Raw genomic sequence first — 3341 nt, forward strand, 5'->3', positions numbered from 1 at the left:
GGTCCGAGGACGACCGGGAGGTCGCTCGTGTGTCCGCTGTCGTTTCGCCGCCTTGACCTCAAGCAAAGTCGAGGTTCTAGCCTGCCGGCAAGTGATCGATATCTGGGGGCAGGAGCGGGCGGCATGATTCTTGTGACCGGTGCGACCGGCAACATTGGAAGGGCTCTGCTGGGGGAGTTGAGCCTGGGGGGCGCCGCGGCTGTGCGGGGTCTGACGCGGGATGTGGGACGGGCAGCCTTTCCTGAGGGGGTCGAAGTCGTCGAGGGCGATCTCGCCCGGGCGGATTCCCTGAAGGGCGCGCTGGAGGGGGTGCGTTCGCTCTTCCTGTTGTCGGGGACGGGGGCTGAGGAGGAGGTTCTCGCGGCTGCCCGGCAGGCGGGTGTGGAGCATGTGGTGCTCGTGTCGTCGATCACCGTGCAGACGCATCCGCACCTGGCCGCGGCCGGCGCGAACCTGGCCGTCGAGCGGTTGCTCAAGGGGAGCGGCATGGCCTGGACGGTGCTGCGGCCGACGCAGTTCGCCTCGAACACCCTGTTGTGGGCGCAGTCGATCCGTGAGGAGGGCGTGGTCCGGGCGCCGTATGCGGACATCGGACTTCCCGCCGTGCACCCCGCGGACATCGCGGCGGTCGCTCGTGCGGCGCTGACCGAGCCGGGGCATCGAGGGCGGACGTACGCGCTGACCGGGCCGGAACGCGTCACCGTCCGGCAGCAGGTCGCGGCCGTCGCGGCGGCTCTGGAGCGGGCGGTGACCCTCGTCGAGATCAGCCCGGAGGAGGCACATCGGCAGCTGGCTTCCTTCATGGGGGGCGAGACCGCGAAGGCGGTGCTTGATCTCATGGGCGGGGACGTCAACGACGAGTTGCTGACGGTGCGCGACACGGTTGCGCAGGTCACCGGTTTCGCGGCCAGATCGTTCCGGCAGTGGGCGGCTGAGAACGCTGCCGCCTTTCGCTGAACCGGGTCATGTGCGTACGGATTATCGGGCGTGACCTCGTGACGGGCCAGGCAGATGAACGGGTGGACGCAGGGTCCGATCTGACGCCGAACCTATGAAACGAGGACCGGGCATGAGGAACGACCGGGGCATGAGGAATGACCGGGGCATGGGGAGCGACCGGGGCATGAGGGCCGAGCGCGAGTGGGGTGTGGCGCGTTGTCTGGCCGGGGCGGTCGCGGTATTGGCGGTGTGCTCGCTCTCGGCGGGGGCCGCGCACGCCGACGAGACCAATACGAACTCGCACAACGGCCACCGGTTCGGTCTGGTCAACGTCAGCACCGGCCAGGTCGACGACCCGGCCGAGGACGTGCTGGAGCACACGCTGCTGTTCGGTGACGGGTACGCCTGGAACTGAGCCGGTCGGGTCGTCAGGGGGTGGTCTCGGTCAGGGCCCTGTGGAGCGACAGCAGTTCGTCGGTCGTGCCGCGGTCGGCGGGGCGTAGGGGGGCTCGGACCGGGCCTGCGGGGAGGTTCAGGGCGGTGAGGAGTGCCTTCGTGGTGACGGTGCCCGGCAGGCCTGCCGACATGATCGCCTCGATGAGGGGGGTGGCTCGCTGCTGGAGGCGGGCCGCCTGTGCGGTGTCGCCCGTGTCGAACGCGTCCAGGACCGCTCGTAGGTGACCCGGGATCACGTTCGCGACCGTGCTGACGTAGCCCGTGCCGCCTACGGCGTACAGCGCGAGATTGTGCTCGTCGCAGCCCGCGTAGTACGCCAGGTCCGTGCGGGCCAGAACCTTCTGGGCGCCCAGGAAGTCGTACGAGCAGTCCTTGACGGCGACGATCCGGGGGTGTTCGGCGAGGCGGAGGATCGTCTCTGGTTCGACGCGGGTGCCGGTGCGGATCGGGATGTCGTAGACCATGAGCGGGAGTTCCGTGGCGTCCGCGATCTCGCGGAAGTGGGCCTCGATCGCGTCCTGCGGGGGTCTGCTGTAGTACGGCGGGATCACCAACAGGCCGTCCGCGCCTGCCTTTTCGGCCTCCCGGGCCAGGTCGGCGGTGTGCCTTGTGTCGGCGGTGCCGATGCCCGCGACGATCGATGCCCGGTCGGTCACGGCCTCGCGGACGGCGGCGATCAGGGCTGACTTCTCGGCGTCCGTGGTGGTCGGGGATTCGCCTGTCGTGCCGGAGAGCACGAGGCCGTCGCAGCCGTTTGTGATCAGGTGGGTGGCGAGGTGCTGGGCGCCGTCGAGGTCCAGGGTTCCGGTCTCGGTGAGCGGGGTGATCATGGCGCAGAGGGTGCGGCCGATTGGTGTCGCCGACGTGGTCGTCGTCGGCGTCGTCATCGGCATAGGCATTGGCATCGTCGTCATGGGCAGTAGTGTCGGCGGCTTGATTACGTAGCTCCACTTAAATTTGCTACCAGGTGTTGGTTAGATTTACTTCGAGGTTGTGTGAGGGTGGTTCGGGTACTCGGGGGTTCCTACTTCGAGAGGAGGCGGAACACTGTGACCGGGACCATGGAACATCGAGTCGTGCACGACGAGCACCACTCCGTGGGCGAGCTCGTCGGACAGGCCGCGGAGCAGCTCTCTCTGCTCGTGCGGCAGGAAGTGGCTCTCGCCAAGGAGGAGCTGGCCGAGAAGGGGCGGCGTGCGGGGCGGGGCGGTGGGCTGCTCGGTGCGGCGGGTGCGGTCGCCTATGCCGGGTTCCTCGCGCTGGCGGGTACGGGGGTCGCCGCCCTCTCACTGGTGCTGTCCGTGTGGGCCGCGGCGCTCATCGTGACCGGGGTGCTGTTCGTCATCGCGGCCGTGCTGGGTGTGATCGGGCGGGGGCAGCTGCGTCGGGCCACGCCGCCGACGCCTGAGGAGGCCCTTGGCAGCGTGAAGGCGGACGTGGAGGAGATCAGGGAAAGGGCGCATCGATGACGGAAGCGACGGGTGGGGCCAAGGGGCCCGATGAGCTGCGGCGGCAGATCGAGCGGACTCGTAGTGAACTCGGCAATACGGTGGAGGAATTGGCGGGGAAGGCGGATGTGAAGGGGCGTGCGCGGGCGCGGGCGGCTGATCTCCGGGACAAGGCCGGGGCGATGACGGTGCAGTTGCGCAGCAGTGCGGTGGAGGCTGGGCACACGGTGCAGGACAGGGCGACGCATGTGGGGCCTCGGCCGGTGCGGAACGCTGTTCAGGCCGGGTTGCGGCATCCGCGGCCGGTGCTGGTGGTGGGGGCGGCTGCGGGGGCCGTGGTGGCTGTCGGGGTGTTGCGGCGGAGGCATTACGGGCATTGGTGAGGGGCGGGCGGTGCCTGCGGCGGCCTGCGGGGCTTTGGTGGGGGTGCGCGTAGCGCCCAGTCGCCGGGTGGTGGGTCGGGGCCGCGCCGGGGGGTGTCCGTCCTCGGAACGTCGC

General features: G+C 69.6%; 5 protein-coding genes. 4 read left to right on the forward strand and 1 reads right to left on the reverse strand.

Translation table 11 applies throughout. The annotated features are described in order from the left end of the window. The first annotated feature begins 123 nt into the window (after window positions 1–123). On the forward strand, window positions 124–957 hold the full coding sequence (locus ACWIF2_RS40300; protein ID WP_454366639.1) for an SDR family oxidoreductase: 834 nt from the start codon (window positions 124–126) through the stop codon (window positions 955–957). Window positions 958–1123: 166 nt separating this feature from the next. Then, window positions 1124–1354: a hypothetical protein gene (locus ACWIF2_RS40305; protein ID WP_454366641.1), complete on the forward strand. Its 231-nt coding sequence runs from the start codon at window positions 1124–1126 to the stop codon at window positions 1352–1354. A gap of 13 nt (window positions 1355–1367) precedes the next feature. On the opposite strand, the gene dapA is transcribed toward ACWIF2_RS40305, so the two are convergent. Further along, the gene (dapA, locus tag ACWIF2_RS40310; protein ID WP_454366633.1) at window positions 1368–2225 is read right to left on the reverse strand and encodes a 4-hydroxy-tetrahydrodipicolinate synthase; all 858 of its coding nucleotides are present in this window, start codon (window positions 2223–2225) and stop codon (window positions 1368–1370) included. A gap of 219 nt (window positions 2226–2444) precedes the next feature. Between dapA and ACWIF2_RS40315 the strand changes: the two genes are divergently transcribed. Both ACWIF2_RS40315 and ACWIF2_RS40320 read left to right on the forward strand, forming a co-directional pair. Beyond that, window positions 2445–2864 (forward strand): phage holin family protein, encoded by a 420-nt coding sequence (locus ACWIF2_RS40315; RefSeq protein WP_454366635.1) that lies wholly within the window; start codon window positions 2445–2447, stop codon window positions 2862–2864. Further along, window positions 2861–3226 (forward strand): DUF3618 domain-containing protein, encoded by a 366-nt coding sequence (locus ACWIF2_RS40320; protein WP_454366637.1) that lies wholly within the window; start codon window positions 2861–2863, stop codon window positions 3224–3226. Before ACWIF2_RS40315 ends, ACWIF2_RS40320 begins: the two co-directional genes overlap by 4 nt. The last annotated feature ends 115 nt before the right edge of the window (window positions 3227–3341 follow it).

The organism is Streptomyces sp. NPDC055506, assembly GCF_053643595.1.

Excerpts from the sequence above, each read along its gene's own strand:
- ACWIF2_RS40300 (WP_454366639.1), top strand. The coding sequence starts at position 124 with ATGATTCTTGTGACCGGTGCGACCGGCAACATTGGAAGGGCTCTGCTG.
- ACWIF2_RS40305 (WP_454366641.1), top strand. The coding sequence starts at position 1,124 with ATGAGGGCCGAGCGCGAGTGGGGTGTGGCGCGTTGTCTGGCCGGGGCG.
- dapA (WP_454366633.1), bottom strand. The coding sequence starts at position 2,225 with ATGATCACCCCGCTCACCGAGACCGGAACCCTGGACCTCGACGGCGCC.
- ACWIF2_RS40320 (WP_454366637.1), top strand. The coding sequence starts at position 2,861 with ATGACGGAAGCGACGGGTGGGGCCAAGGGGCCCGATGAGCTGCGGCGG.